Annotated in this window: 21 protein-coding genes; 12 read left to right on the top strand and 9 right to left on the bottom strand. The window is 66.6% G+C overall.

Annotated features, from left to right (window positions below):
* Positions 1-2: 2 nt before the first annotated feature.
* A complete protein-coding gene (gene tkt, locus ACQ3HB_RS07310) occupies positions 3-2,093 on the bottom strand; it encodes a transketolase (RefSeq protein WP_430919109.1) in 2,091 nt (696 codons plus the stop codon).
* A 280-nt stretch (positions 2,094-2,373) separates the two neighbouring features.
* On the opposite strand from tkt, the gene ACQ3HB_RS07305 reads away from it, so the two are divergent.
* Together ACQ3HB_RS07305 and ACQ3HB_RS07300 are read left to right on the top strand one after the other, a co-directional pair.
* Positions 2,374-3,294: a heme o synthase gene (locus ACQ3HB_RS07305; RefSeq protein ID WP_430919107.1), complete on the top strand. Its 921-nt coding sequence runs from the start codon at positions 2,374-2,376 to the stop codon at positions 3,292-3,294.
* 32 nt (positions 3,295-3,326) lie between these two features.
* Positions 3,327-5,849: a DEAD/DEAH box helicase gene (locus ACQ3HB_RS07300; RefSeq protein ID WP_430919421.1), complete on the top strand. Its 2,523-nt coding sequence runs from the start codon at positions 3,327-3,329 to the stop codon at positions 5,847-5,849.
* Positions 5,850-5,853: 4 nt separating this feature from the next.
* Here the strand turns inward: ACQ3HB_RS07300 and ACQ3HB_RS07295 are convergent, their stop codons facing one another.
* A complete protein-coding gene (locus ACQ3HB_RS07295; protein WP_430919106.1) occupies positions 5,854-6,855 on the bottom strand; it encodes a COX15/CtaA family protein in 1,002 nt (333 codons plus the stop codon).
* Between the two features lie 312 nt (positions 6,856-7,167).
* Here ACQ3HB_RS07295 and sufB point away from each other — a divergent pair, with 312 nt between their 5' ends.
* From sufB to ACQ3HB_RS07260, 7 genes are all read left to right on the top strand, one after another.
* Positions 7,168-8,586 carry a Fe-S cluster assembly protein SufB gene (sufB, locus tag ACQ3HB_RS07290; protein WP_430919104.1) on the top strand — a complete coding sequence of 473 codons (1,419 nt, stop codon included), beginning with the start codon at positions 7,168-7,170 and terminating at the stop codon, positions 8,584-8,586.
* Positions 8,586-9,827: a Fe-S cluster assembly protein SufD gene (gene sufD, locus ACQ3HB_RS07285; RefSeq protein WP_430919103.1), complete on the top strand. Its 1,242-nt coding sequence runs from the start codon at positions 8,586-8,588 to the stop codon at positions 9,825-9,827. Before sufB ends, sufD begins: the two co-directional genes overlap by 1 nt.
* Positions 9,827-10,153 carry a non-heme iron oxygenase ferredoxin subunit gene (locus tag ACQ3HB_RS07280; protein WP_430919101.1) on the top strand — a complete coding sequence of 109 codons (327 nt, stop codon included), beginning with the start codon at positions 9,827-9,829 and terminating at the stop codon, positions 10,151-10,153. Before sufD ends, ACQ3HB_RS07280 begins: the two co-directional genes overlap by 1 nt.
* A 4-nt stretch (positions 10,154-10,157) precedes the next feature.
* The gene (gene sufC / locus ACQ3HB_RS07275; protein WP_430919099.1) at positions 10,158-10,943 is read left to right on the top strand and encodes a Fe-S cluster assembly ATPase SufC; all 786 of its coding nucleotides are present in this window, start codon (positions 10,158-10,160) and stop codon (positions 10,941-10,943) included.
* Positions 10,944-10,967: 24 nt separating this feature from the next.
* Positions 10,968-11,297 (top strand): metal-sulfur cluster assembly factor, encoded by a 330-nt coding sequence (locus ACQ3HB_RS07270; RefSeq protein ID WP_430919098.1) that lies wholly within the window; start codon positions 10,968-10,970, stop codon positions 11,295-11,297.
* A 104-nt stretch (positions 11,298-11,401) separates the two neighbouring features.
* The gene (locus tag ACQ3HB_RS07265) at positions 11,402-12,592 is read left to right on the top strand and encodes a MalY/PatB family protein (protein WP_430919096.1); all 1,191 of its coding nucleotides are present in this window, start codon (positions 11,402-11,404) and stop codon (positions 12,590-12,592) included.
* Between the two features lie 130 nt (positions 12,593-12,722).
* Positions 12,723-14,321 carry an ABC-F family ATP-binding cassette domain-containing protein gene (locus tag ACQ3HB_RS07260; RefSeq protein ID WP_430919419.1) on the top strand — a complete coding sequence of 533 codons (1,599 nt, stop codon included), beginning with the start codon at positions 12,723-12,725 and terminating at the stop codon, positions 14,319-14,321.
* 32 nt (positions 14,322-14,353) lie between these two features.
* On the opposite strand, the gene ACQ3HB_RS07255 is transcribed toward ACQ3HB_RS07260, so the two are convergent.
* The 4 genes from ACQ3HB_RS07255 to ACQ3HB_RS07240 are packed head-to-tail and all read right to left on the bottom strand — an operon-like array spanning position 14,354 to position 16,735.
* Positions 14,354-15,301 carry a phosphotransferase gene (locus ACQ3HB_RS07255; protein WP_430919094.1) on the bottom strand — a complete coding sequence of 316 codons (948 nt, stop codon included), beginning with the start codon at positions 15,299-15,301 and terminating at the stop codon, positions 14,354-14,356.
* 23 nt (positions 15,302-15,324) lie between these two features.
* On the bottom strand, positions 15,325-16,173 hold the full coding sequence (locus tag ACQ3HB_RS07250; RefSeq protein WP_430919092.1) for an SURF1 family cytochrome oxidase biogenesis protein: 849 nt from the start codon (positions 16,171-16,173) through the stop codon (positions 15,325-15,327).
* Positions 16,170-16,433, bottom strand: coding sequence for a hypothetical protein (locus tag ACQ3HB_RS07245; RefSeq protein ID WP_430919090.1), 264 nt, complete (start codon positions 16,431-16,433; stop codon positions 16,170-16,172). Before ACQ3HB_RS07245 ends, ACQ3HB_RS07250 begins: the two co-directional genes overlap by 4 nt.
* Positions 16,430-16,735, bottom strand: coding sequence for a DUF3099 domain-containing protein (locus ACQ3HB_RS07240; protein ID WP_430919089.1), 306 nt, complete (start codon positions 16,733-16,735; stop codon positions 16,430-16,432). The genes ACQ3HB_RS07245 and ACQ3HB_RS07240 overlap by 4 nt, the downstream gene beginning before the upstream one ends.
* A gap of 81 nt (positions 16,736-16,816) precedes the next feature.
* Between ACQ3HB_RS07240 and fabG the strand changes: the two genes are divergently transcribed.
* The 3 genes from fabG (at position 16,817) to ACQ3HB_RS07225 (ending at position 21,507) form a co-directional block, all read left to right on the top strand.
* Positions 16,817-17,527 carry a 3-oxoacyl-ACP reductase FabG gene (fabG, locus tag ACQ3HB_RS07235; protein ID WP_430919087.1) on the top strand — a complete coding sequence of 237 codons (711 nt, stop codon included), beginning with the start codon at positions 16,817-16,819 and terminating at the stop codon, positions 17,525-17,527.
* 233 nt (positions 17,528-17,760) lie between these two features.
* Complete coding sequence (locus tag ACQ3HB_RS07230; protein ID WP_430919085.1) at positions 17,761-18,849, top strand: hypothetical protein; 1,089 nt, start codon at positions 17,761-17,763, stop codon at positions 18,847-18,849.
* A 159-nt stretch (positions 18,850-19,008) separates the two neighbouring features.
* Positions 19,009-21,507: a lamin tail domain-containing protein gene (locus ACQ3HB_RS07225; RefSeq protein ID WP_430919083.1), complete on the top strand. Its 2,499-nt coding sequence runs from the start codon at positions 19,009-19,011 to the stop codon at positions 21,505-21,507.
* Between the two features lie 267 nt (positions 21,508-21,774).
* On the opposite strand, the gene ACQ3HB_RS07220 is transcribed toward ACQ3HB_RS07225, so the two are convergent.
* The 3 genes from ACQ3HB_RS07220 to glgC form a co-directional block, all read right to left on the bottom strand.
* On the bottom strand, positions 21,775-22,416 hold the full coding sequence (locus ACQ3HB_RS07220) for a hypothetical protein (protein ID WP_430919081.1): 642 nt from the start codon (positions 22,414-22,416) through the stop codon (positions 21,775-21,777).
* 200 nt (positions 22,417-22,616) lie between these two features.
* Positions 22,617-23,297, bottom strand: a complete 681-nt coding sequence (serB, locus tag ACQ3HB_RS07215; protein ID WP_430919418.1) for a phosphoserine phosphatase SerB — start codon at positions 23,295-23,297, stop codon at positions 22,617-22,619.
* Between the two features lie 17 nt (positions 23,298-23,314).
* Complete coding sequence (glgC, locus tag ACQ3HB_RS07210) at positions 23,315-24,559, bottom strand: glucose-1-phosphate adenylyltransferase (protein ID WP_430919079.1); 1,245 nt, start codon at positions 24,557-24,559, stop codon at positions 23,315-23,317.
* Positions 24,560-24,586: the final 27 nt, after the last annotated feature.

The following is a 24,586-nucleotide window of genomic DNA, read 5'->3' as shown; positions in this document are numbered from 1 at the left end:
GGCTACTTGCCGAGCGTCTCTTTCGCAGCGGAGACGACGGCCTCCGTGGTGATGCCGAACTCGCGGAACAGGGTCTTGTAGTCCGCCGATGCACCGAAGTGCTCGATCGAGACCGTACGACCCGCGTCGCCCACGATGCTCTTCCAGGTCAACGCGAGACCGGCCTCGACCGATACCCGAGCGGTGATCGCTGTCGGCAGAACGTGCTCGCGGTACTCGTCGGACTGCTCCTCGAACCACTCGAGCGACGGCACCGAGACGACACGGGCGTTGACGCCCTCGCCACGGAGCGCTTCACGAGCGTCGACGGCGAGCTGGAGCTCGGAACCCGTCGCGATGAGGATGACGTCGGGCGTGCCGCCGGGCGCTTCGGCCAGGATGTACGCGCCCTTGGCGACGTTGGAAGCAGCTGCGAAGGTCTCGCCGCTGGCTTCGCCTTCGCCGCGCTCGAACACCGGGATGTTCTGACGGGTCAGTGCGATGCCGGCGGGGCCGCCGCGGCGCTTGAGGATCTCGAGCCAGGCGTACGCCACCTCGTTCGCATCGCCCGGACGGACGACGGCGAGGTTCGGGATGGCGCGCAGGGTCGCGAGCTGCTCGATCGGCTGGTGCGTCGGTCCGTCCTCGCCGAGGGCGACGGAGTCGTGGGTCCACACGAAGATGGACGGCACGTTCATGAGGGCGGCGAGACGGACTGCCGGACGCATGTAGTCGCTGAAGATGAGGAAGGTGCCGCCGAAGGCGCGGGTGGGGCCGTGGAGCACGATGCCGTTGAGGATCGCGGCCATGGCGTGCTCACGGATGCCGAAGTGCAGCACACGCCCGTACGGGTTGCCGGTCCACTCGTGGGTGGAGTGCTCGGACGGGATGAACGACGCACCGCCCTCGATGGTCGTGTTGTTGGACTCTGCGAGGTCGGCGGAGCCGCCCCACAGTTCGGGGAGCACGGGGCCGAGTGCGTTGAGCACCTTGCCGGATGCCGCACGCGTCGAGACGTCCTTGCCGGCTTCGAAGACGGGGAGTGCCGCTTCGACGCCCTCGGGCAGTTCGCCGGCGAGCAGGCGCTCGAGGAGGGCGTTGCGCTCGGGGTTGGCTGCAGCCCAGGCGTCGAAGTCGCTCTGCCAGGCCGCGTGGGCCTCTGCACCGCGTTCGACGGCCTTGCGGGTGTGCTCGATGACCTCGTCGGCGACGAAGAAGTTCTGCTCGGGGTCGAAGCCGAGGACTTCCTTGACCGCTGCGAGCTCTTCGGCGCCGAGTGCGGAACCGTGGATCTTGCCCGTGTTCTGCTTCTTGGGCGCAGGCCAGCCGATGATCGTCTTGAGGATGATGAGCGACGGCTTGTCGGTCACGCCCTTGGCGGCCTCGATGGCGTCGTTCAGCGCGTGCACGTCTTCGACGTACTCGCCGGTCTGCTTCCAGTCGACGACCTGGACGTGCCAGTGGTAGGCCTCGTAGCGGGCCTTGACGTCCTCGGTGAAGGCGATGTTGGTGTCGTCCTCGATCGAGATCTGGTTGGAGTCGTAGATCGCGATGAGGTTGCCGAGCTGCTGGTGGCCGGCGAGCGAGGAGGCCTCGCTCGTGACGCCTTCCTGCAGGTCGCCGTCACCGGCGATGACGTAGACGAAGTGGTCGAAGGGGCTCTTGCCCGCTTCGGCCTCCGGGTCGAACAGGCCGCGCTCGAAGCGGGACGCGTACGCGAACCCGACTGCCGAGGAGAGTCCCTGTCCGAGCGGACCGGTCGTGATCTCGACGCCGTCGGTGTGCCCGAACTCCGGGTGGCCCGGCGTCTTCGAGCCCCAGGTGCGGAGCGATTCGATGTCTTCGAGCTCGAGGCCGTAGCCGCCGAGGTAGAGCTGGACGTACTGCGTCAACGAGCTGTGGCCGACCGAGAGTACGAATCGGTCACGCCCCAACCAGTGCTGGTCGCGCGGATCGCGCCGCATGACCTTCTGGAACAGCAGGTAGGCGGCGGGAGCGAGGCTCATCGCGGTGCCCGGATGACCGTTGCCCACTTTCTCGACCGCGTCCGCGGCGAGGATGCGCGCCGTGTCGACTGCTTTGTTGTCAATGGGATCCCACTGCAGAGCTGCCACTGAATACTGACCCTTCTCATCGGAACAAGGGGGCAGGCCGCGTCGCGGATGCCCTCTTCTGTGCGTTCGGTCGCCCACGACGTCTTCGGCGCCCGCGCAGCGCACCACGAGCATCGGTTGGGAAGCTTGGGGGAACGCGGCACGGTGGCTAGCGAGCCTTTCCAGCATAGCGAAACGCACACCTGGCGGGGCGACCTTTCGTCATGACGGACCGGCGGGCTCCCAGCTTTGGCATAGAATTGATGCCGAGACGTGTCCCCGAGACATGGTTAGAGGAGCAATGGACGTCGCTGTAGAAGATCGCGTCCGGCCTGACAGGGTCGGATTCTCGCGCAAGGCGAAAGCGTACATCGCGCTGACCAAGCCGCGTGTCATGGAGCTCTTGCTGGTGACGACGATTCCCGTCATGATCCTGGCGCAGGGTGGGCTGCCGAACATCTGGCTGGTGGTGGCGACCGTCATCGGCGGCGCCATGAGCGCCGGTTCCGCGGCCGCGTTCAACTGCTACTTCGATCGCGACATCGATGCCGTCATGGACCGCACGAAGAAGCGTCCGCTCGTCACGGGTGAGCTCACGCCGCGCGAAGCGCTCGTCTTCGCGTGGACGCTCGCGGTCGTCTCGACCGTGTGGCTCCTGCTCACGACGAACGTGCTCGCAGCGGCCCTCTCGGTCGGCGCCATCCTCTTCTACGTCGTCATCTACACGCTGTGGCTGAAGCGTCGCACGCAGCAGAACATCATCTGGGGCGGCATCGCCGGCTGCTTCCCGGTCCTCATCGGCTGGTCGGCCGTCACCGGTTCGCTCACGTGGGCGCCCGTCATCCTCTTCGGCGTCGTGTTCCTCTGGACGCCGCCGCACTACTGGCCGCTCTCCATGAAGTACCGCAGCGACTACAAGGCCGTCGACGTCCCCATGCTCGCGGTCGTCCGCGGACGGGCTCAGGTCGGCCTCCAGGTGATCCTGTACGCATGGGCCACGGTCGTCTGCTCGCTCCTGCTCATCCCCGTGGCGGACATGGGCATCGTCTACGGAGCCGTCGCGTTCCTCTCCGGCGGTTGGTTCATCTACGAGACGCACCGCCTGTACAACCTGGCGATCCGTCACGAGAACGTCTCGCCCATGCGCGTCTTCCACGGCTCCATCACGTACCTGACCCTCCTGTTCGTCGCCGTCGGCATCGACCCGCTGCTGCCCTTCTGAGTGTGAGTACCGTCAGCGCGGACGCGGAGCGCATCCCGCTGATCGATCGTGTGCCCACCGTGAGTGGGAGCGACGCGATCTTCGACGCCTTCGTCGACTGGGCGGAAACGGACGGCCTGTCGCTCTACCCGGCACAGGAGGAAGCGCTCATCGGCATCGTCGACGACGCGAACGTCATCCTGTCCACGCCGACGGGCACGGGGAAGTCGCTCGTCGCCGCCGGTGCCCACTTCCAAGCGATCAGCACGGGCCGCCGGAGCTATTACACGGCGCCCATCAAAGCGCTCGTGAGCGAGAAGTTCTTCGCACTCGTCGCCGCGTTCGGCGCCGAGAACGTCGGCATGGTCACGGGGGACTCCTCGGTCAACGCCGACGCCCCCATCATCTGCTGCACGGCCGAGATCGTCGCGAACCTGGCCCTCCGCCACGGTGCGGACGCCGGTATCGACCAGGTCGTGATGGACGAATTCCACTTCTACGCCGATCCCGATCGCGGGTGGGCGTGGCAGGTGCCGTTGCTCCTGCTGCCGGATACGCAGTTCATCCTCATGTCGGCGACGCTCGGCGATGTGAGCGAGCTCGCCGCCGACCTCCAGCGACGCACGGGCCGCGAGACGGCGATCGTCACGGGCGTCGAACGTCCGGTGCCCCTGCACTTCTCGTATGCCACGACGCCGATCCACGAGACCGTCGAGGAACTCCTGCACACGGGCCAGTCGCCCATCTACATCGTGCACTTCGCGCAGGCGGCAGCCCTGGAGCGGGCGCAGGCGCTCACGAGCATCAAGGTCGTCAGCCGGGAGCAGCGCGACGCCATCGCGGACGCCATCGGCGAGTTCCGGTTCACCACGGCCTTCGGCAAGACGCTGTCCCGCCTCGTGAGGAGCGGCATCGGCGTCCACCACGCCGGCATGCTCCCGAAGTACCGTCGTCTCGTCGAGCAGCTCGCGCAACGCGGGCTCCTCCGGGTCATCTGCGGCACCGACACGCTCGGTGTCGGCATCAACGTGCCGATCCGCACCGTGCTCTTCACCGCCCTCACGAAGTACGACGGCACGAAGATGCGCCAGCTGAACGCGCGCGAGTTCCACCAGATCGCCGGCCGTGCGGGGCGAGCCGGCTACGACACGGCCGGAACGGTCGTCGTGCAGGCACCGGAGCACGAGAGCGACAACCTCAAGCTCATCGAGAAGGCGGGCGACGACCCCAAGAAGCGCCGCAAGATCATCCGCAAGAAGGCGCCGGAGGGCTTCGTGTCCTGGGGAGAGCCGAGCTTCGCGCGACTCGTGGACGCCGAGCCGGAGACGCTCACGAGCAGCATGCAGTTGACCCACGCCATGCTCCTCAGCGTCATCGCCCGCGGGGGAGACGCGTTCGGGACCATCCGCTCGCTCGTCTTCGACAACCACGAGCCGCGGGCGAAGCAGTTCGCCCTCGCCAGGCGCGCGCTCGAGATCTACCGCACGCTGCGCACGGCCGGTGTGATCACGCAGACGGTCGATCCGGAGACGGGCCGCGTCGTCATCGGGCTCACGGTCGAGCTGCAGGCGAACTTCGCGCTCAACGCGCCCCTGTCGCCGTTCGCCCTCGCGGCGTTCGAGCTCATCGCGCCGGACGAGCCCGGATTCGCCCTCGACATCATCTCCGTCGTCGAATCGACGCTCGACAACCCCCGTGCCATCCTCGCCGCGCAGCAGCACCTCGCGAGAGGCGAGGCGGTCCAGGCCATGAAGGCCGAGGGCATCGAGTACGACCAGCGGATGGAACTCCTCGAGGAGGTCACGTACCCCAAGCCGCTCGACGAACTCCTGACGGCGGCGTTCGCGAGCTACACGGCGTCGCAGCCCTGGGCGCTCGACCTCGAACTGCGCCCCAAATCGGTCGTCCGCGACATGATCGAACGGGCGCTCAACTTCAGCGAGTTCGTCTCCTTCTACGGCCTCTCGCGGTCCGAGGGCCTCGTGCTGCGCTACCTCTCGGACGCGTACCGCGCCATCCGTCAGAGCGTGCCGGACGAGTTCAAGGACGAGGAACTGCTCGACCTCATCGAATGGCTCGGCGAACTCGTCCGCCAGGTGGACTCGAGCCTGCTCGACGAATGGGAGGAGCTCTCCCATCCGGACCCGGCCAAGCACGATCAGATCGCGCACTCGCTGCCGCCGACGCCGCGGAGCATCCTCGTCAACCGGCGCGCCTTCACTGTCCTCGTCCGCAATGAGCTGTTCCGCCGTGTGCAGATGGCGTCCCTCGAACGGTACGACGCCCTCGGTGAACTGGATGCATCATCCGGTTTCGACGCCGACGCGTGGGCCGACGCGATGGATCCGTACTTCGAGGAGCACGGCGAATTGCCGACGGGTGCGGGGGCGCGCAGCCCGGCGCTCCTCGTGATCGACGACGAGGACGAACGATCCGGTGCCGTGTGGCACGTGCGCCAGGTGTTCGCCGATCCAGCGGGGGACCACGACTGGGGCATCGACGCCGACGTCGACCTCGAGGCGTCCGAGGAGACCGGCACGGCCGTCGTCCGCGTCACCGCGATCGGCATGCGCTAGCTGGCTACGCGGCAGCCACACCCGCGCGGTCGTCCGCCGTGAACGCCTCAGCAGCCTTCGCGGGCAGCGTGAGCGACAGGATCACGTTCGTCATGGCCGCGACGAGCAGCGCCGCGAGGACCATGTGGATGCCGACGAGGAGCTCTGGAAGCCCGAGACGCGCCTGCGTGAGGCCAACGGCGACCTGGACGAGTTCGACCGCCAGGAGCGTCACGACGGCACGACGGACGCGAGCGATGCCGTTCGGCGAGCCGAGGGTCCACGCGCCGATGACGAGGACGATCGTCGCCGCGAGCAGGGCATACGCGGGCCAGCTGTGCAGGTGCTGGAGGAATTCGGGGTCGAAGCCGTTCCGTGGAGCCGGAACCTCTTTCGAGTTGTCGCCGGCGTGGGGGCCAGCACCGGTGGTGAGGATCCCGAAGATCACCGTGATCGCGACGAAGAGCGATGCGACGTGGGCGATGATCCGGTACCAGCTCGGCATCACGCGGACAGCGCCGCGAGGGCCGCGGTACACGCGGAAGAGCAGCGTCGCCGTGAGGACGACGAGCAGGATCGAGATGACGAAGTGCATGCCGACGACGTACGGGTTCAGGCCCGTGAGGACCGTGATGCCGCCGATGACGGCCTGCGCGGGGATCGAGAGGCCCTGGAGGAGCGTGAGCCAGAAGAGGTCGCGGCGCTGCTTGCGCATGCGGAAGACCGAGAGGAACGCCGCGACGACGATGATCACGAGCACGAACGTCAGCATCCGGTTGCCGAATTCGATGATGCCGTGGATGCCCATCTCGGGCGTCGACACGAAGGATCCGTCGGTGCATTTCGGCCACGTCGGGCACCCGAGACCGGACGCCGTCAGGCGGACCGCGCCGCCCGTGCCGATCAGGACGACCTGGAAGATGAACGACAGCCAGGCGAAGACGCGCACCGGGCGGTTGACCGTGGAGGGCAACCACGAGACGAATCTCGAGAAGAGGGTTGTGGTCGCTGGCACGCTCGTTGACACGGCTGGTGGTCCTTTGTTCTCTCCGGGCGGATGAAGACTGCTCTCTTCGGGCGGATGAAGACCATCGTCCTCACCCAAAACGCACAGCAACCTGTAGGATTATGAGGTTCACGGTGCGCGCGACAGCGATAACGGACCGCGGAGACGGATACTCCACGACCGAGGCCGCAGCGCCATGGTTCATGAACATTGTAGGTACGCAATGAAGCCGCCCGCACACTCCCTCCCTGATACGAAGTGGTACAACCACGTCGTCGGGAGGGAATGGCAGCCATCACCCGGTGGTTGTCTCGAGGGAGGAAAGAGGGACACATGTCAGACATCCTGATCGAACGCCCGGAGCTCGATGGACTCGGACAGTACGAGTTCGGATGGCACGACGGTGATGCCGCAGGCGCCTCCGCGCGCCGCGGGATCAACACCGAGGTCGTCACTGACATCTCGGGCCTCAAGAACGAACCGGACTGGATGCTTCAACGTCGTTTGAAGGCGTTGCAGCTGTTCGAGCGCAAACCCATGCCGCTGTGGGGCGCCGACCTCTCCGAGATCGACTTCGAGAACATCAAGTACTTCGTGCGCTCCACGGAGAAGCAGGCCCAGACCTGGGACGACCTGCCCGACGACATCAAGAACACCTACGAGAAGCTCGGCATCCCTGAAGCGGAACGCCAGCGCCTCGTGTCCGGCGTCGCCGCCCAGTACGAGTCCGAAGTGGTCTACCACCAGATCAACGAAGAGCTCGAAGCCCAGGGCGTCATCTTCATGGACACGGACACCGCTCTGCGTGAGCACCCCGAGTTCTTCGAGGAGTACTTCGGCACGGTCATCCCCTCGGGCGACAACAAGTTCGCTGCCCTCAACACGGCCGTCTGGTCGGGCGGATCGTTCGTCTACGTGCCGCCCGGCGTCCACGTCGAGATCCCGCTGCAGGCCTACTTCCGCATCAACACGGAGAACATGGGCCAGTTCGAGCGGACGCTCATCATCGCCGACGAAGGCAGCTACGTCCACTACATCGAGGGCTGCACCGCCCCGATCTACAAGTCGGACTCGCTGCACTCCGCCGTCGTCGAGATCATCGTGAAGAAGAACGCCCGCGTTCGCTACACGACGATCCAGAACTGGTCGAACAACGTCTACAACCTCGTCACGAAGCGTGCCACGGCAGCTGAGGGCGCGACCATGGAGTGGATCGACGGCAACATCGGTTCCAAGGTCACCATGAAGTACCCGTCCATCTACCTCATGGGCGAGCACGCCAAGGGTGAGACGCTCTCCGTGGCCTTCGCCGGTCCCGGCCAGCACCAGGACGCCGGCGCGAAGATGATCCACATGGCTCCGTACACGCAGTCGTCGATCGTCTCGAAGTCGATCGCCCGTGGCGGCGGTCGTGCAGGTTACCGCGGTGAGGTCCGGGTCGACGCGAACGCGCACCACTCGGCCAACACGGTCCGATGCGACGCCCTCCTCGTGGACACGATCTCCCGGAGCGACACCTACCCGGCCATCGACATCCGCGTCGACGACGTCCAGCTGGGCCACGAGGCCACGGTCTCGAAGGTCAGCGAAGAGCAGCTCTTCTACCTGATGAGCCGTGGCATGCCCGAAGACGAGGCCATGGCCATGATCGTGCGCGGCTTCATCGAGCCCATCGCTCGTGAACTGCCCATGGAGTACGCACTCGAACTCAACAAGCTCATCGAGATGGGCATGGAAGGATCAGTCGGTTAATGACGACTGCAGCACCGACTCAGACCCAACTGCCCGAGGGCCAGCACGGCATCAAGGCGCACAGCGACGGAGCGGGGAAGGTCGTCCCCGTCCAGACTCGCTCCGAGCGCTTCGCGTCGTTCGACGTCAACGACTTCCCGGCCGTCACCGGCCGTGAGGCCGTGTGGAAGCTCAGCCCCGTGGCATCGTTCACCGATCTCACGGCGGGGGAGCTCGACGGCTCCAGCTACCCGATCGAGGCGGACGAGATCGACGGTGTGACCGTCGAGTGGATCGACCGCACCGACGGCCGCGTCGGTTCCGCCGGCATCCCGGAGGAGCGCGCATCGGCCAACGCCTGGTCGAGCTTCGAACAGGCGCTGTCGATCACGATCGATGGTGAAGAGGCGAAGACGGTCCGCGTGAACCGCTCCCAGCTCGGTGATGCCGCACGCGGCGCGCACACCGTCATCACCGCGAAGCCCTTCAGTCGCGCGATCCTGATCCTCGAGAGCACGGGCGACGCCCGACTCACCGAGAACGTCGAGATCGTCGTCGGCGAGCAGGCCCAGCTCACGGTCGTCAGCGTGCAGTGGTGGAACGACGAAGCGGTGCACCTCGCGAGCCACTTCGCCGAGATCGCCCGCGACGCCAAGCTCAAGCACGTCGTCGTCTCGCTCGGCGGCAAGGTCGTCCGCGTCAATCCGACGCTGCACCTCGCCGGTCAGGGTTCCGACCTCGAATCGCTCGGCGTCTACTTCGCCGACGCGGGTCAGCACCTCGAACAGCAGGTGTACATGCACCATGACGCGCCGAACACGCGCGGTCGCGTCACCTACAAGGGCGCCCTCCAGGGCGTCGGTGCACGCACCGTCTGGATCGGTGACGTCCTCATCAGCAACCGCGCGGTCGGCACGGACAGCTACGAGCAGAACCGCAACCTCGTCCTCACGGACGGCACGCGCGCAGACTCCGTGCCAAACCTCGAGATCGAGACCGGCGACATCGCCGGCGCCGGTCACGCGAGTGCCACGGGCCGGTTCGATGACGAGCAGCTGTTCTACCTGCAGGCCAGAGGGATCACGGAGGAGGAGGCGCGACGTCTCGTCGTCCGCGGCTTCCTCACCGAGATCGTCCAGCAGATCGGCGACGCACCTCTGCAGGAGCGCCTCCAGGACGCGATCGAGGCCGAACTGCTCGGTGCGCAGGCTGCTCAGGCAGCTTCGTCCGCCGAACACGCCGAGGGTGGAGCGCAGCAGTAGTGGCGTCTTCCAAGGTCTGCTCGTTCGACGAGCTCGCCGTCAACCAGGCCAAGCGCGTCGTCATCGGCGGCGTCCCCATCGCGCTCGTGCGTGACGCGAACGACGACGTCTTCGCGATCGGCGACACCTGCACCCACGGCGACATCTCCCTCGCCGAGGGCTTCGTCGAGGACGGCAACCTCGAATGCTGGGCGCACGGTTCCCAGTTCTCGCTCACCACGGGTCAGCCGCTGACCCTGCCGGCGTACGAGCCGGTCCCCGTCTACACCGTCGAGCTGATCGACGGTGACATCTACATCGACCCGACCGCAACGAAAGAGATCTAGCACCATGTCAGTACTTGAAATCCGCGATCTGCACGTCAGCGTCGAGACCGACCAGGGCACCAAACCGATCCTGCGCGGCGTCGACCTGACCATCCGCAAGGGCGAGACGCACGCGATCATGGGACCCAACGGTTCCGGCAAGTCCACGCTCGCGTACACGATCGCCGGCCACCCGAAGTACACGGTGGACAGCGGTTCGATCACGCTCGACGGCGAAGACGTGCTGGCCATGACGGTCGACGAGCGTGCACGCGCCGGCCTCTTCCTCGCCATGCAGTACCCGGTCGAGATCCCCGGCGTGACGGTAACGAACTTCCTCCGCACCGCCAAGACGGCGATCGACGGCGAAGCTCCCCCCATCCGCAGCTGGATCAAGGACGTGCGCCAGTCGATGAAGGACCTGCGCATGGATGCCGCCTTCGCCGAGCGCAACGTCAACGAGGGCTTCTCCGGTGGCGAGAAGAAGCGTCACGAGATCCTCCAGCTCGAGCTGCTCAAGCCGAACTTCGCCGTGCTCGACGAGACCGACTCCGGCCTCGACGTCGACGCGCTGAAGATCGTCTCGGAGGGTGTCAACCGCGCCAAGGAGAACATCGGCCTCGGCGTGCTCCTCATCACCCACTACACGCGCATCCTGCGGTACATCAAGCCGGACTTCGTGCACGTGTTCGTCAACGGCCAGATCGCCGAGCAGGGCGGCCCAGAACTCGCCGACCGCCTCGAGGACGAAGGCTACGACCGCTTCCTCGTCGAGGAAACGGCAGTCGCCGACGACGCAGCCGCCGTCTAGCGCGGTCGGGGCTAAGATAACGACATGGTAACAACGCTGAGTCCGCAGAAGTTCGACGAAGTCGAGGAAGCACTCAAGGACGTCATGGACCCCGAGCTCGGGATCAATGTCGTCGACCTCGGCCTCATCTACGACCTCGGGTGGGACGACGAGCACAACGCGCTCGTCATCCACATGACCCTCACCTCCGCCGGCTGCCCCCTCACCGATGTGCTCGAAGAGCAGACCGGTCAGGCGCTCGACGGCGTCGTGGACGCGTTCCGCATCAACTGGGTGTGGATGCCGCCGTGGGGCCCTGAGAAGATCACCGACGACGGGCGCGACATGATGCGCGCGCTCGGGTTCTCGATCTGATCCGAATCACCGATCCGATCTGCAGCACCGTCACCGTGAACGCGGGTGGGATGATCCCACCCGCGTTCTCGTGTGCGTGACCTGCTCCCGCTAGGGTCGTTGGTATGGTTCTCGTCACGTCAGATCCCATCGAGGTCCTCCGCTCTCGCACGAGCGAGAAGTGGTCCGAGTACCCGCCCGACGTCATCCCGATGTTCGTCGCCGAGATGGACGTCCCGCTCGCACCCGTGATCAAGGACGCGTTGCACGCCGCGATCGACCGGGGCGATGCGGGGTACGTGGCGAGCAGAACCCGTCTTCCGGAGGTCTTCGCAGCGTTCGCCGGGCGCCGCTGGGGGTGGGACGTCGATCCGGCCTCCGTGTTCACAACCGCCGACGTCAGCATGGGCATCGTCGAGATCCTGCGGCGCGTGATCTCCCCGGGCGATGGCGTCGTCATCAATCCGCCGATCTACCCGCCATTCTTCGAGCTCGTCTCCGAGGCCGGCGGCAGCGTGGTCGAGGTGCCGCTCGTGCAGCTCGCTCCCGAAGCCGACGATGCCGACGATGTTGCCGGCGCAGACGTGTGGTCGCTCGATCTCGCCGGCCTCGAACGCGCGTTCGCCGCCGGTGCGAAGGCGTACCTGCTCTGCAATCCGCACAACCCCATCGGCCGTCCGCACCCGCGCAGCGAGCTCGAAGCCGTCGCCGCACTTGCGGAGCGGTATGGGGTCACGGTCGTGAGTGACGAGATCCACGCGCCGCTGACTCATTCGACGGCCGTGTTCACGCCGTACCTCAGTGTCGCCGAATCCGCACGACGGACCGCCTACTCGGTACTGTCCGGGAGCAAAGCCTGGAACCTCGCGGGGCTGAAATGCGCCATGATGATCGGCGCTTCGTCGGAGACGCGCCCAGTACTCGCCGGGCTGCCCGTCGAAGTGGCCTGGCGCACCGGTCAGTTCGGCGTCCTCGCGAACATCGCGGCGTTCGAGGACGGGGAGCCGTGGCTCGAGGGGCTGCTCGAACTGCTCGACGGCAACCGCCGACTGCTCGCCTCGCTCCTCGCCGATCACCTGCCGGAGGTCCGGTATCGGATCCCGGAGGCCGGCTATCTCGCATGGCTCGACTTCCGCCAGCTCGGATGGGGCGACCACCCGGCACGGAAGATCCTCCGGGAGGCTCGCGTCGCCCTGCAGGCCGGGCGCCCGTTCGGCGAGCCCGGGACGGGATACGCACGACTCAATCTCGCGTGCAGCCCGGAACTGCTCACCGAGGCGGTCCTGGCGATCGCCGCCCTGCGAGAGCGTGCCTGACGGCCGAAAAGCCGCCAGGCGCGGCCGCGGACGTCGCCGTGCGCGCTTGCAGCGTTCCGACGCGGGTAGACTAGAGGGCTGACCCCCACCCCGCGTTGTCGAAACGCAAACAGAGAAATGGACTATGCCTGTGCTGAGTGTGCACGACCTCGAAATTCGCGTGGGGGCACGCGTGCTCATGGAAGGCGTCAACTTCCGTGTGTCCGACGGCGACAAGATCGGCCTCGTCGGTCGCAACGGAGCAGGCAAGACCACGCTCACGAAGACGCTCGCGGGGGAGACCCTGCCCACGAAGGGTCGCATCGACCGCTCGGGTGAGATCGGCTATCTGCCGCAGGACCCGCGTTCCGGCAACCCCGAGGACCTCGCTCGCACCCGCATCCTCGACGCACGTGGCCTCGGCCAGCTGGCGCTCGGCATGCAGGAGTCGAGCATGGCGATGGCGAGCGACGACCCCGCCGTCGCAGCAGCGGCCATGAAGAAGTACGGCAATCTGACCGATCGCTTCAACGCACTCGGCGGGTACGCTGCCGAAGCAGAGGCCGCGTCGATCGCGAGCAACCTGAACCTGCCCGACCGCATCCTCGACCAGCCGCTCAGCACCCTCTCCGGTGGCCAGCGTCGTCGCATCGAGCTCGCTCGCATCCTGTTCTCCGACGCGCAGACGATGATCCTCGACGAACCGACCAACCACTTGGACGCCGACTCCGTCGTCTGGCTCCGCGAGTTCCTCAAGCAGTACAAGGGCGGCTTCATCGTCATCACCCACGACATCGAACTCGTGGGGGAGACCGTCAACCGCGTCTTCTACCTGGACGCGAACCGCACGGTCATCGACGTCTACAACATGAACTGGAAGAACTACCAGCGTCAGCGCGAGGCCGACGAGGAGCGCCGCAAGAAAGAGCGCACCAACGTCGAGAAGAAGGCGACCGCGTTGCAGTTGCAGGCGGCCAAATTCGGTGCAAAGGCGAGCAAGGCAGCAGCGGCCCACCAGATGGTCGCCCGCGCCGAGCGGATGCTGTCCGGCCTCGAGGAGGTGCGCGCTCAGGACCGCGTGGCCAAGCTGCGCTTCCCGACGCCAGCCCCCTGCGGCAAGACGCCGCTCATGGCGAGCAACCTGTCGAAGAGCTACGGCTCGCTCGAGATCTTCACGGCCGTCGACCTCGCGATCGACCGTGGTTCCAAGGTCGTCATCCTGGGCCTCAACGGCGCTGGCAAGACGACGCTGCTCCGCATCCTCGCCGGTGTGGACAAGCCGGACACCGGGCAGCTCGAACCGGGTCACGGCCTTCGCGTCGGCTACTACGCGCAGGAGCACGAGACGATCGATGTGAAGCGCAGCGTGCTCGAGAACATGGTCTCGTCGTCGCCGAACATCACCGAGATGGAGGCACGCCGTGTCCTCGGCTCCTTCCTCTTCACCGGTGACGACTCCGCGAAGCTCGCCGGTGTCCTCTCCGGTGGTGAGAAGACACGTCTCGCCCTCGCGATGATCGTCGTCTCCGGTGCGAACATGCTGCTCCTCGACGAGCCCACGAACAACTTGGACCCGGCCAGCCGCCTCGAGATCCTCGATGCGCTCGCGCATTACGAGGGCGCCGTCGTCCTCGTCAGCCACGACGAGGGCGCCGTCGAGGCGCTCAACCCCGAGCGCGTCCTCATCATGCCCGACGGCGTCGAGGACCACTGGACGAAGGACTACTCGGAGCTCATCAGCCTCGCGTAGCGAGTCGCCTGACGTCGTCTCCGGTCGCGCGCCTATCGGCGCGGATCGAGGCGGCGTTCGAGCCAGGCGAGCATCGCGTCGCCCTGTCTGCGCTGCGCCCCCCGGATGGTCGGGAGGCCGGCAGGGGCAGGCCGGCGCGCGGCGTCGACGAAGTACCCCGTGAGACCGGCGATGACCCCGTCGATCACGTCGCGATCCACGCCGTCGAACAAGGGGTGGTCGATGATGAGCGCGTCCGCATCGAACGACGGTTTCCCGACGAGCACATCGCCGAGCAGGCCGACGCCGTCGAACCAGGACTGCCCGCGATTCGCCCACGGCCAGTCGACGAGCACGATGCCGCCGGCGCGGGTGACAAGGATGTTGTCGCTCCGCAGGTCGGTGTGGACGAGCCCGTCACCGTCGAGTTCGGGGAGCGCACCAGTAGCGAGGCGGTCGAGCCAGGCGATCCGGGAGGGGGTCCAGCCCTCCGGCGGTGTCACGTCGTCCTCGAGGAGGTTCCGCCATCCGCGGAAGGTGCCCGCGAGGTCGACGCTCGCGTACGGGAGCACATGGTCCGGATCGTTCACCTCGACGCCGGAGAGCTGTTCGACGGCGTCGAGCACGTCCCACAGCTCATCGGCGTCGCACGGCGTCTTGGGCGAGGTGCCGACGACGTCCTCGAGGACGATCGCGACCCAGTCGTCATCGTCGTAGCTGCCGAGCATGCGCGGCGCCGGCACATCCGCGGGGAGCACGCCCATGACGGCGATCTCTCGACGATGAATCGTCGGCGTGTCCGGGTTGCGGTCGGTTCCGCAGGCCTTCACGAACGCGCGTCGGCCGCTCTGGGTCACGACACGGTCCGCCGTACCGGGGGAGAAGCCGCCCGATTGGGAGTGCCATTCGACGACCTCGTCGCCGATGATCCGCTCCACGCCACGCTGCACTCCGGCGGGGAGGTCCTGCCAACCGATCCGTCCGTTCGTCGACCCGTTCATTGCCGCAGTCTAGCGATGGGTGCCTACGAGCGGTGCGTCTCGAGGATCTCGTCCTCGACGTCCGCATCGGACTTCGTCTTGGCCGCGGCCTTCCGTGCGCGGGCAGCGGCGCGTTGCTGCTCCTTCGGGTCGTCGGAGTTCCTGATCCGATACTCCTGACGGATCGCGTAGCCGAGGAAGAGGAAGCCCATGATCGCGAACACGATCCACTGGAACGCGTAGGAGAGGTGCGGGCCCTCATCCGGAACGGGCTTCTGAGCGGGGAGCGGCGCCGCATCGCGCGGAGCCGGGCTCTCGGAGACGAGGAGTCCGTACGCGCCCGTGTAGAGCTTGTCGCCGTGGATCTCGGCGATCTGCGGCAGGTTGATCGTCGCGACCTGGCCGTCGGCGGCGCCACGGCCGGGCAGCGTCGGCTCGCCCGGACGGATCCGAGCGACGACCTGCACCTCGCCGGACGGCGGCGCCGGAATGGAGTCGGGGAGGTCCTGCGACTCGCCGGCGGGGAGCCAGCCGCGGTCGACGATGAACACGGTGCCGTTCGCCAGCTGCAGCGGCGTCAGGAGTTCGAAGCCGGCGTTGCCGTCCCTCGGACGGTTGCGGACGAGGAGCTCCTGGTCCTCCAGGTAGGTTCCCGTCATCGAGACGGGGTGCCACTCGTCGGCCAGGGTGAAGGATCCGAGCTTCGGGAGCGCTTCCTCGAGCGGGATCGTCGGTGCGTCGAAGTTGAGCGCGACGCGATCGATCTCCGACTCCTTCTCGGCGCGGCGGGACAGCTGCCAGTTGGAGAGGAGCACACAGACGATCGCGAAGACGATCGCCACAGCGAGATAGCCGAACCAGCGGCGGCTGATCGCGAAACGCCAGCCCTTCACGAAGCAGACCCCGCACTCGGCGCACCCGAAGTGCTCGAGGTGCCTGAAGCGTCTGCAATGGCACGACGGTTGACGGGGAAGGAGCGTGCGGCGAGGAACTCGGACAGGAAGTCGACGTGTTCCTCGCAGGCGAGCCAGATCTTGATGCGATCCTCCGTGTGAATCTTCGGGTTTCGCCATTCGATGCGCCAGACGGCGTCGTCGCGGCAACCCGCGCGGGAACAGACGAGGCCGTCGGGCTCCGCTCCGAATCCGATCATCGTGCAGTGTCCTCATCGGTGGGCGGTTGGGGCAGGGGTGCCGTGCGCGGGTCGACGACGACGCCGGTGGGGCGTTCGATCTTCGACACGCCCGGGATGGATCCGACGTTCGCGAGCACCACGGCAACGTACGGCAGGAAGATCGCGCCGGCGGCGAACACGAACATCCAGCCGCCGTGCACGAACGGGAGCGCAGCAAGGCACAGTACGCGAATACCCATGGTGATCGAGTACTTGATGACCCTGCCGCGTCGTTCATCGTCCGGCGACGGTGGGAGTGAGGTGATGCTCGGCTGTTTCATGCACCTTCCAGACTACGCTTCCCCAACGCATATGCTGGTACGGGCCTGCGGGCTGATTCGACGCTCGAAAGGAATTGCTCTATGACGACACCACGCACCGTACTGATCACCGGAGGAAACCGAGGGATCGGCTACGCGATCGCGGAGGAGTTCGTCGCGCAGGGCCATCGCGTCGCTGTCACGGCTCGTTCAGGCCAGGGGCCGGAAGGATCGCTCACGGTTCGTGCCGACGTCACCGACGCCGCGTCGGTCGACGCCGCGTTCACCGAGATCGAGGCTGCCCTCGGACCCGTCGAAGTGCTCGTCGCAAACGCCGGCATCACCAAGGACACGCTCCTCATGCGCATGTCGGAGGACGATTTCGACAGCGTCGTGGACACGAACCTCGGCGGCGCGTTCCGTGTGGTCAAGCGTGCGTCGAAGGGCATGCTGAAAGCCCGCTACGGCCGGATCGTCCTGATCTCGAGCGTCGTGGGGCTGCTCGGGTCCGCCGGCCAGGTCAACTACGCGGCCTCGAAGAGCGGTCTCGTCGGCATGGCTCGTTCCATCACGCGCGAACTCGGCGCCCGCGGCATCACGGCGAACGTCGTGGCTCCCGGCTTCATCGAGACGGACATGACCGCCGAGCTCCCAGCCGAGACGCAGGCCAACTACAAGAAGAGCATCCCGGCCGGACGGTTCGCCACGGCGAGCGAGGTCGCGAAGGTCGTCACCTGGATCTCCGGAGATGACGCGGGGTACATCTCCGGTGCGGTCATCCCCGTCGACGGTGGCCTCGGCATGGGGCACTGACACGCTGCGCTGATCTTCCTGATTTTCCTGATCGTTCTCTGGCCTCGGGCCGCGATCCTGTTCGGCTCGCGGCCCGAGGTCGTTTCACGGTGATGCTCAGTCCGGTCCGACCTTCCTCACACAGAACGGCGCAGAATCCGCAACGGGTGGCGATCGCATCGGCGGACTGATTCGCTGGACGTGTTCCGGCCGGGGGAAACGCCGGGGCTCGGTACCGACGACGGGGCGTTCGCATGGTGGGTCAGGGGAGTCATGCGGAGGCATCGCCCAGAAGGCGTCGAGCGATCATCGCCGCGTACGTCCTGGTGGTCGTCCTGACCGTCGCCGTCCTGGTGTGGTTCAGCGTACTGCTCCTCCTGAACGGTTCCGTTGAGCTGGTGCCGCGCATCGTGACGACGGGCGCCATGACACTGCTCATCACGGTTCCGGTCGCGCTGGGAAGCATCGTGATCGGCTGGCTCGTCGATCCGCGGAGTCCAGAGGGGCGTCGTTCGTTCATCCGGCTGATGCTCGTCGGACTCGTCATCGAACTGTTCTCCGGTGCGCTGCTCATCGGCGCTGCCGTCGCCTCGAACGCGTCGGTCTTCTGGCCGATCGTCGTTGCCCTCGTCTCGCTCCTCCTGACCGCTACCGGAGTCGCATTCGCCGAAGCGGTTCGACGCGCGACCCAGCGCAGGGTGCCGCGGCGGACGACGCTCGATGGATTCACCCCGGAGGACGTGCGGAAGAAGATCCGTGCGATCGTGCTGACGGTCGTGGTGGCGGCGTGCGCTGCGGGACTGGTGGCTGTGGTCGTGAGTGCGTGGCGCGGGTGGGGTGAAGTATCCACAACGACGGTCCTCTTCATCATCCCCCTGGCGTTCATCGCGATGAGCTGCAGCTGCCTGGTCGTGACCCGCAACATGCCCGCCCAGATCCGCGCGATTTTCGGCGGGGATGCTGGGCTGCAACGTCGAGTGACGGGTGCTGTGCTGAAGAACGTCCGCGATCCGGCCGATGCGGACCTGATCGACACCGATGCTGCGACGGAAGTGCTCTACAGCAGGCTCATGGCCGTGTATCTGCCGTTTCAGTTTCTTCAGCTCGGCGGCCTCGCGCTCTCGCTCGTCGCGAATCGGCTCGTCAGCGTGTTGGACGGTTCCGACCGTGTGGGGCCGTGGGTGAATGTCGTGCTCTTGGCTCTGTTCGGGGTCGCGGTGGGCGTGATCGTTTTTTCGTCCGGTCGACAGCTCCGCCGGGTGCTGGCGAGGGTGCGGGCTGCCGACGCGGCTGCGCAGCGTGCGGAGACACCGTCTGTCGGCCCAGCCGGTCCGGTCGGGTAGTCGCTGCTGCCCGGACGATTCGGCGAGGAACCAACAGACTGTGCAGCCGGTGTTCGGGGAACCGTCGTGAGGAATTCACCCGTCGTTTCCCGGTGCTCCCGAAGCTTGCGGTGGTCGCACCCGCGACGCTTCGTGGTCCCCCAAGCGAAAGACCCTCACTTGCACACCAACAGGCGCCGGCTCCTCACTGCCGCTCTCGCTTCCCTCGCGCTCACCGCGCCCCTCCTCGCGACGGCGATCCCCGCCGCAGCACAGCCATCTGCGTCCACCGACGCAGCTCTCGCGGACTCGGCTTCCGGCGCAGCAGTCGGCATCCGCATCAACGAGGTCGAATCCGACGGGGGTACCCCCGGCGACTGGATCGAACTCACCAACACGGGTGCGACGAGCACCGATATCGGCGGGTTCGTCCTCAAGGACAACGACGACTCGCACGTGTTCCGCATCCCCACTGGAACCGTCATCGGCGCCGGTGCGTTCCTCGCCTTCGACGTCGACGTCTCGGGCGGCTTCGGCCTCGGGAAGGCGGACTCAGCACGCCTCTACGCGTCCGACGGGTCGAGCCTCATCGACAGCACCAGCTGGACCGCTCACGCGGCGACCACCTACGGTCGCTGTCCGGACGGCATCGGTGATTTCGTCCCGACCACCTCCTCGACGAAGGGTGCGGCGAACGACTGCGGACCGTCGACGCCCGAGCCGACGCCGACACCGACGCCGACCGTGTCGCCGACCCCTCCGACGACGCAGACCGTCGTGATCAACGAGGTCGAGTCGAACGGCGGCGTCTTCGGTGACTGGGCCGAGCTCTTCAACACCGGTTCTGCGGCCGTCGACCTGTCCGGCTGGGTCGTCAAGGACAACGACGACTCGCACGTGAGCGTCCTCCCGAACGGCACGACGATCGCCGCGAACGGGTACTTCGTCGTCGAGGAGGCGCAGCTCGGCTTCGGACTCGGCAAGGCCGACTCGGTCCGTCTCTACACGCCGGGCGCCGCTCAGCTCGTCGACTCCACGAGCTGGACCGACCACGCCACGACCACCTACGGCCGCTGCCCGAACGGAACCGGGGCGTTCGCCACCACAACGACCTCGACCAAGGGTGCGGCGAACGACTGCACCGGCGACGGCGGAACGCTTCCGACGATCCCGGGCGACGCTGCACCGTGGCCCGGTAGCGCATCCGTCTCGACCCTCGATGCACAAGGCACCTTCGGCGGCAACCTGAGCGGGCTCGACTACGTGGCCTCCGGCACGTCTGCTCCCGGCGTCCTCTGGGCGGTCAAGAACGGTCCGAGCACGCTCTACAGGCTGCTCTGGGACGGCACGAAGTGGACTCCGGACACGGCGAACGGCTGGGCTGCTGGCAAAGCCCTGCGCTACGCGGACGGCACGGGCGACCCCGACGCGGAAGGCGTGACCGTCGTCGACGGCGCCGTCTACGTCTCGACCGAGCGCGACAACGGCAAGAGCGGTGTGAGCCGCCCCGCGGTCCTCCGATTCGATGTCGCCGGCACGGGCGCGGCCACCACGCTCTCGGCTCAGCAGGATTGGAACCTGACGGCAGACTTCCCCGGCATCGCCCCCAACAGCGGGCTCGAAGCCGTCGAGTGGGTCCCCGACTCCGTCCTCGTCGCGAAGGGCTTCGTCGATCAGAAGACGGGTGCCGCGTACGACCCCTCGCTGTACCCGGGCCACGGCGCAGGGCTCTTCTTCGTCGGTCTCGAAGCGAACGGCGGCATCTACGCCTACGCGCTCTCCAGCACGGTCCCATTCACGAGGATCGCCGCAATCGCGAGTGGGTTCCCGGGCATCATGGACCTCGAGTTCGAGGCCGAGACGAACCAGCTCTGGGCCGTCTGTGACGACACGTGCAACGGTCGGACGTCGACGCTCGAGATCGGTGCGACCGGCGCCTTCGCGATCACGCACACGTACGAACGCCCCGCGTCGATGCCGAACATCAACAACGAGGGTTTCACGATGGCGCCGGACGCCCAGTGCGTCGACGGGGTCAAGCCCGTGTTCTGGGCGGACGACTCCGACACGGACGGCCACTCGATCCGAGGCGGCACGATCCGCTGCACGACGAAGCCCACCGATCCGACCGACCCCACCGACCCCACCGACCCCACCGACCCCACCGACCCCACCGACCCCACCGACCCCACTGACCCGACGACCCCGACGACGCCGACGACGCCGCAGCCGGTTCCGGCCAGCGCACTGACGGACGCGAGTCGCGGCGGGGTGGGTGCTCCGTCGAGCGCTCGGGCCGGGGACACGATCACGATGGACGTCGGGGCCGCGCGCGCGGGTACCGCGGTCGATGCGTGGCTCTACTCGAGCCCCGTGCACCTCGGGACGAAGACCGTGTCCACCGCTGGTGCGATCGTCGTGACGATCCCGTCCGACACCGTCGCCGGGGCGCACCGCCTCGCGGTCGTCGGTCCGGACGGAACACTCGTCGGGTGGACCGACATCCGTATCCTCGCCGCGGTGGGCGCAGGTGCAGGAACCGGGGGAGCGTCATCCGATCCGTCCGGTCTCGCCTCGACGGGATCCTCCGCCGACGCCGTCCTCCCGGCCGCGATCGCGCTCCTGCTGCTCGGCTCGATCCTCGTCATCGCACGACGGAAGCGCTCGCTCGCCCCGTAACCGCACATGACGAAGGGCTCCACCGGATCATCCGGTGGAGCCCTTCTGCGTGCGCGGCATGCGCTCAGCGTTTGGGTGCTCGCGGTTTCGACAGACTCATTCGCATGAGTTTCCACGACAAAAGCGCAGCCGCAAGGCACGCGAGGGTGAGCGCCCATGCATTGAGCGTGACCGCATACGCGAGTGCGGACAACGCGCAGAACACGGCGAGAGTCACGGCGATTGCGCGGCCCGATGGTACGGGCGGTGCAGCGTGATCGTGAGAGTTCACAAGGGCCAGCTCGATCCGTGCTCGCACACCGCGTCTCCAGCTTGATCCACCATCAAATCCACCCAGACGTTGCCTTCCATGTGCGCAGGAACGTCGTGCCCGAAATTGACCATCCTGTACGACTGATAGCCCGAATCATGAGCTGGTGTTGGATACCCAGGAGCGGAGATGTAGTCGTCGGACGAGTCGACCGTTCCGACGAAACACCATCCCCAGGAACCCTGAACGATTTCGTTCTTGGTCTTCGCCCAGATGATGGACCCGTACGAGGCGGTGTAGTCGATTCGGATTCGGTATTGGACGATCACATTGCCGAGAGCATGTTTGCTCCAGCGCTCGCACCATGCCCAGTAGTCCTTCGTGGGACCGAGTTGGGACAACTTCTCCGACTCGCTTGAACCAGCCTGCTTGACGCCGCTCTCAACCGGGATCGACGCCATGCTTTCCTGATCGCCCCATGCGCCTCGTGCAATGTGCTCAGGAACGCCCTCGGACGTTGCTGCCGCCACGAACGTGGACTCTGACCAGCCGCTCAGACGTGGATCCGAACCTTGAGCGACAGCTGGACCGCCGGCGAGGCTGAAGCTTGCTATGAGGATGGTGGCTAGAGCTCCGCACGAGATCTGGGAATACTGCATGGGAGTCACCTGTCATTCGTGGACGATGGAGGCAGGGATGCCTAGCATCAGACTGGCAGGAAGCTGCACATCTGTCTATAGAATATCTAGAATATATTCGATCCGTTCTGCAGGTTTCGTGGGAAGGGCCACGTCGCTCGCGTTGAAAGAATGCAGGCGGAGCGACAGAGGTCTCCGTGGCGTTCGACAGACGCCTGCTGTTAGACCTCGGGGACGCCGAGCACGGACAGGACCGTCGTGAGGTCGACGGGACCGGCGACGACGTCCGCACGCTCGCGGACGACGGGCTTCGCGTTGAACGCGACAGACAGGCCGGCGACGGCCATCATGCGCAGGTCGTTCGCACCGTCACCGACGGCGACCGTGCGGCCGAGCGGCACGTCGTCCTCAGCCGCCCACTCCTGAAGTGCCGACGCCTTCGCCTCCGCATCGATGATCGGACCGACGAGCCCTCCGGTGAGGACGCCGTCCCGCACGTCGAGGCGGTTCGCCCGCACATGGTCGAGTCCGAGTTCTGCCGCCAAGGGGTCGAGGAGCTCGTGGAAGCCGCCCGAGACGACACCGATGCGCGAGCCGTGCGCGTGGAGCGAGGCGATGAGCGACCTGAGACCGCGCGTCTCCACGATCCGCTCGCCCACGGTGTCGAACGCGGACACGGGCACGCCGGCGAGCGTCGAGACCCTGGCGCGCAGACTGTCTGCGAAGTCGAGTTCGCCGCGCATCGCACGGTCGGTGATCTCCGCGACCTCGTCGAGACTGCCCGCCTCTTCCGCGAGCAGCTCGATGACCTCGTTCTCGATGAGCGTCGAGTCGGCGTCGAGCACCACGAGGAACCGCACCTCGCGTCCAGCCGATGTGCGATCCGGGAACAGGGCCACCATCGGTGAACGTTCAGTGCTCATGGAACGACGCGTACTCCCTTGCCGACGACGGTGAGACCGGATTCGGTGACCGTGAAGCCGCGTGCGCGGTCCCGGTCGTGATCGACGCCGACGCGCGCGCCTGCCGTCACCACCACATCCTTGTCCAGGATAGCCCGCTGCACGTAGGCGTCCGGTTCGATGCGCACCTTGTCGAAGATGACGGAGTCCACGACGTGCGAACCGGACTCCAGGAGCGCCCACGGTCCGAGTACGCTGCGCTCGATGTGCGCACCGGAGATGAGCGAACCGAGCGAGACGATCGAATCGATGACCTGTCCCAGGTTGCCCTTCGCGTCGCGGACGAACTTCGCGGGCGGGGAGTTCAGCTGCTGGCTGAAGATCGGCCAGTCGCGGTTGTACAGGTTGAAGACCGGGAGCGTCGAGATGAGGTCCTGGTGGGCTTCGAAGAACGAGTCGATGGTCCCCACGTCGCGCCAGTAGTACCGGTCTCGATCGGTGGACCCCGGCACGTCGTTTCGCTGCAGGTCGTAGACGCCGGCCTGACCCTGCTCGACGAAGTAGGGGATGATGTCGCCGCCCATGTCGTGGTTGGACGAGGTCCGTTCGCCGTCGCCGATCACGGCTTCGATGAGCGCATCGGCGTCGAACACGTAGTTGCCCATCGAGGCGAGGACCTCGTGCGGCGCGTCGGGGAGCCCCGGCGGGTCGAGCGGCTTCTCCAGGAACTGGGCGATCTTCGTCGGGTCGTCCGGGTCGACGTCGATGACGCCGAACTGGTCGGCGAGGGAGATCGGCTGACGGATCGCGGCGACGGTCGCCTTCTGGCCCGAGTCGATGTGGGCCTGGATCATCTGCTCGAAGTCCATGCGGTACACGTGGTCAGCGCCGACGACCACCACGATGTCCGGCTTCTCGTCGCGGATGAGGTTGAGGCTCTGCAGGATCGCGTCGGCGGAGCCGCTGAACCAGCGTTTCCCGAGACGCTGCTGCGCCGGCACCGACGCGACGTACGAGTTGAGGAGGCCGGAGAGCCTCCAGGTCTGGGAGACGTGCCTGTCGAGGCTGTGGGACTTGTACTGCGTCAGCACAACGATCTGCGTCAACCCCGAGTTGATGAGGTTCGACAGTGCGAAATCGATGAGCCGGTACTGACCCCCGAACGGCACAGCGGGCTTCGCCCGGTCCGCCGTCAGCGGCATCAGACGCTTTCCCTCGCCACCTGCGAGCACGATTCCGAAAATCTTCTTTGACGTCGCCATGCCTTCACAGTAGATGGTCGAACAGGA

The organism is Plantibacter lichenum (genome assembly GCF_050587525.1).
GTDB lineage: Bacteria > Actinomycetota > Actinomycetes > Actinomycetales > Microbacteriaceae > Plantibacter.
The sequence above is the reverse complement of the archived record's forward strand: the minus strand, read 5'-3'. Positions and strand labels throughout refer to the sequence as shown.

Excerpts from the sequence above, each read along its gene's own strand:
- ACQ3HB_RS07305 (WP_430919107.1), top strand. The coding sequence starts at position 2,374 with ATGGACGTCGCTGTAGAAGATCGCGTCCGGCCTGACAGGGTCGGATTC.
- sufB (WP_430919104.1), top strand. The coding sequence starts at position 7,168 with ATGTCAGACATCCTGATCGAACGCCCGGAGCTCGATGGACTCGGACAG.
- sufD (WP_430919103.1), top strand. The coding sequence starts at position 8,586 with ATGACGACTGCAGCACCGACTCAGACCCAACTGCCCGAGGGCCAGCAC.
- sufC (WP_430919099.1), top strand. The coding sequence starts at position 10,158 with ATGTCAGTACTTGAAATCCGCGATCTGCACGTCAGCGTCGAGACCGAC.
- ACQ3HB_RS07270 (WP_430919098.1), top strand. The coding sequence starts at position 10,968 with ATGGTAACAACGCTGAGTCCGCAGAAGTTCGACGAAGTCGAGGAAGCA.
- ACQ3HB_RS07265 (WP_430919096.1), top strand. The coding sequence starts at position 11,402 with ATGGTTCTCGTCACGTCAGATCCCATCGAGGTCCTCCGCTCTCGCACG.
- ACQ3HB_RS07255 (WP_430919094.1), bottom strand. The coding sequence starts at position 15,301 with ATGAACGGGTCGACGAACGGACGGATCGGTTGGCAGGACCTCCCCGCC.
- ACQ3HB_RS07245 (WP_430919090.1), bottom strand. The coding sequence starts at position 16,433 with ATGATCGGATTCGGAGCGGAGCCCGACGGCCTCGTCTGTTCCCGCGCG.
- ACQ3HB_RS07240 (WP_430919089.1), bottom strand. The coding sequence starts at position 16,735 with ATGAAACAGCCGAGCATCACCTCACTCCCACCGTCGCCGGACGATGAA.
- fabG (WP_430919087.1), top strand. The coding sequence starts at position 16,817 with ATGACGACACCACGCACCGTACTGATCACCGGAGGAAACCGAGGGATC.
- ACQ3HB_RS07230 (WP_430919085.1), top strand. The coding sequence starts at position 17,761 with ATGGTGGGTCAGGGGAGTCATGCGGAGGCATCGCCCAGAAGGCGTCGA.
- ACQ3HB_RS07220 (WP_430919081.1), bottom strand. The coding sequence starts at position 22,416 with ATGCAGTATTCCCAGATCTCGTGCGGAGCTCTAGCCACCATCCTCATA.
- serB (WP_430919418.1), bottom strand. The coding sequence starts at position 23,297 with ATGGTGGCCCTGTTCCCGGATCGCACATCGGCTGGACGCGAGGTGCGG.
- glgC (WP_430919079.1), bottom strand. The coding sequence starts at position 24,559 with ATGGCGACGTCAAAGAAGATTTTCGGAATCGTGCTCGCAGGTGGCGAG.